4 protein-coding genes are annotated in these 2,848 nt (G+C 52.9%); all 4 read left to right on the top strand.

Annotation, left to right across the window (positions count from 1 at the left end):
* Positions 1–36: 36 nt before the first annotated feature.
* Positions 37–813: an SIMPL domain-containing protein gene (locus tag RE6C_RS27670; RefSeq protein ID WP_173401844.1), complete on the top strand. Its 777-nt coding sequence runs from the start codon at positions 37–39 to the stop codon at positions 811–813.
* An 88-nt stretch (positions 814–901) separates the two neighbouring features.
* Positions 902–1,303 carry a hypothetical protein gene (locus RE6C_RS27675; RefSeq protein ID WP_144054899.1) on the top strand — a complete coding sequence of 134 codons (402 nt, stop codon included), beginning with the start codon at positions 902–904 and terminating at the stop codon, positions 1,301–1,303.
* Between the two features lie 123 nt (positions 1,304–1,426).
* Complete coding sequence (locus RE6C_RS29650) at positions 1,427–2,047, top strand: M23 family metallopeptidase (RefSeq protein WP_081605772.1); 621 nt, start codon at positions 1,427–1,429, stop codon at positions 2,045–2,047.
* A gap of 30 nt (positions 2,048–2,077) precedes the next feature.
* The gene (locus tag RE6C_RS27685) at positions 2,078–2,761 is read left to right on the top strand and encodes a hypothetical protein (RefSeq protein ID WP_144054900.1); all 684 of its coding nucleotides are present in this window, start codon (positions 2,078–2,080) and stop codon (positions 2,759–2,761) included.
* Positions 2,762–2,848 lie beyond the last annotated feature (87 nt).

The following is a 2,848-nucleotide window of genomic DNA, read 5'->3' on the forward strand; positions in this document are numbered from 1 at the left end:
CTGCGAATTAGGTAACGCACACTTTCTGGAGCTCACATGAGATTGCTGGCATTTCTCCTCTGCTGCGTAGGGTGCACACTTCTGCCCGCTGACGAGCAGCGATTCATAACGGTCACTGCGACTGGCGAAGTAAATGTGATCCCTGACGAAGTAGTGCTTGAACTTAATGTTCGCACGCGCGAGAAGAAGCTATTGGATGCCAAACGAAAGAGTGACTCCGTTTCACGTTCCCTGCTACAGCGGCTCAGCGACCACAAAGTCCCCAAAGCCGACATAAAGCTGGACGACCTAGAAGTTACACCGTACTACGGAGAGTATGGAGAACGCCAAGAAACACCGATTGCGTACAACTATTCGCGATCAATCTTGGTTCGGCTGACGGACTTCGACAAGATCGAAGTACTTTTGGCTGACGCTTTCGATAAGGGACTTACAAATGTCTCACGCATGCAATTTCGCGTTAGCAGTCAGCGAAAGCATCAGTTTGAGGCGAGGCGGTTGGCGGTAACACATGCGAAAGAAAAGGCTGAACACCTGACGGAACTTACTGGCATGAAGCTTGGGCCGGCACTGCAGATCGAGGAGCACATTGAGTACAACGAAGCTGCTGCTGACTTTTTTGCGGTTGCAGATGCGGCTCAAACGGGCAACAAAACTGTGAACTCACTTCACGGCAATAAGTACACTTTTGTTGTGCAACGTGATGACGCCAGTGCAGAGTCCCTGAAACTCAATACGCCTGGTCAAGTTTCCATTTCAGCTGACGTGACAATTAAGTTTGAGATGCTACCCGCGAAAAACGCAGAACCATGACATGCACGGGAGGACGGCTTGCGCGGTTTTCGAAGTGGAGAGTCTTTCGTCCGTCCCCCGTGATGTCTACCGTTATCCGACTGAGATCATGAACGCTTCACGGATTGCCCTGATTTGCGCTGTTGCCTGTTTGGCTGTCGGCGGTTGCTCTTCTGATTCCATGCAGCAACCCTTGGCTGGCCGCTACTACCAAGGCGACGGCCTGGGATACAATCTCGACCTAAAGCTACACGAAAATGGAACATTCACATGCGACTGGACTGGCTGCCTTGGGCACTACGGCAAAACCACAGGAACCTGGATTAGCAGTAATGACCAGATAGACTTGACTGCTGACACTGCATTGGGGATGTTCGAGGACGACCCAATTTCGGATCTCATTATCGCAAATGTTGGCGGCGAACGTCGCCTTGTGTTTGAATCGGACGCTGACCTCATGGGCGACGCCGACATGCTCGTTGCATTTAGTTTTGGACCGTACCCGGATTGAGAAAAAGGCGGATAACCAGCGCATTCACCGGAGCCGGGCTTGCGCGTTATCACGAATGGAGCATCAACCGTTCCGGCCCGGTGATGCGTGTCGTTATCGGACTGAAGACAGGAACTGCTTTTGATGCTTGAGCGTTGTGTGAATCTGGCCCTGTTTCGCCACGATGCGTCACATGTGTACGAACTGCCGTTCGAGAAAGACGCTCGCTACCGCTGTTGCCAGACGTACGGTGGAACACGATCACATCACGGCGACTCACACTTCTCAGTCGATTTCTGGATGCCGATTGGAAGCGTCATCTGTGCTGCAAGAAGTGGCTGCGTCGTTCGCTCGCTCGATACCAATGAACTTCCAACCGACGGATGCAACTCGATCCGTATTTGTCACGATGACTTTTCGGTTGCGTGCTATGCACACATTCGCCTAAACGGCGCTCTTGTGTCCGATGGAGAGTGGGTCGATGTCGGGCAACCCATCGCGTTATCTGGCAATACGGGATGCTCTGGACGGCCACACCTGCATTTCCACGTGCAAACGGCCTACGACAAGACGCGAATCCCGACCCTGTTCCGCACAAGTATTGGCGTGCTTGACATGCTGATTGACAATGAGTTCTATAGCCAGACGGACGTTTCCGTTCGGTCACCAACCGAAGAATCCGATAACCATCGCATGCAACGGAGGACGGGTGGTCTGTTTTCTCGTCTGCTTGCAAGTCTTTCGCCCGTCCCCGCTGATGCGTAACGTTCTGCCACTAAGAGAAACCGTCACAGCATGTCAACTCGATTCGAGATACTGAAGAACGGTGAGCGTGTGTGTATCTCCGGAATTAATGGGGACGGTGTACTCTCGGTCGGCCTCACATACGTGAAACATCCTGGCCAAGAACACTCCCACGATCTACAGATCGGCGGCCTTGGAATGTTCGACGGATCGCAAGATCGGCAACATCACGCAGGCTGGCCATCACCTGAGGTTACGACAGGTGATGAAATCACGATTCGTATTCTCCCCGCTGGCGATTACGACGAACCCCATGGCATGACCGGCAGCCCGAAGCAAACAGTAGACGATCCAGACTTTGGCCAACTGAATTACTATGTCGACGCATGGGATGCCGACATTCCCTTTGATTCCGCCCCGATTGAATCCGCTCACATCCACATTCGGGCTGATGATTCCGGCCCTTCACAACACCAGCGTGACCTGATTGTTGAACTGCCGGTCCGACACTCCAAGCTATGGCCAGACATCTGCACGGCATTGGCCAAATGTCACCCCGAGATCAAAACTTCGGACGAATTGTCTTCTCGGCTGGTGCCTCATGTTGGCATCAACTTGTATGATGACTCAAACACGATCGAGATCACGTACCGCGTTGAAGGCGATCCGGAATTCCGCGGCTGTTTCGTCACCCTTCGTGATTGGGAGATCGCAGAGGTTTGCATGGCCGAATGACTTGGCAGAACAAAGCAATGCACCCGAGTCGCGAAGTCGGGCGGTTTGACAATGGACAATCTCTCGTCGCGACCGGGTGATTGCAGA

Source organism: Rhodopirellula europaea 6C (genome assembly GCF_000338295.1).
Classification (GTDB): Bacteria; Planctomycetota; Planctomycetia; order Pirellulales; family Pirellulaceae; genus Rhodopirellula; species Rhodopirellula europaea.

Excerpts from the sequence above, each read along its gene's own strand:
- RE6C_RS27670 (WP_173401844.1), top strand. The coding sequence starts at position 37 with ATGAGATTGCTGGCATTTCTCCTCTGCTGCGTAGGGTGCACACTTCTG.
- RE6C_RS27685 (WP_144054900.1), top strand. The coding sequence starts at position 2,078 with ATGTCAACTCGATTCGAGATACTGAAGAACGGTGAGCGTGTGTGTATC.
- RE6C_RS29650 (WP_081605772.1), top strand. The coding sequence starts at position 1,427 with ATGCTTGAGCGTTGTGTGAATCTGGCCCTGTTTCGCCACGATGCGTCA.
- RE6C_RS27675 (WP_144054899.1), top strand. The coding sequence starts at position 902 with ATGAACGCTTCACGGATTGCCCTGATTTGCGCTGTTGCCTGTTTGGCT.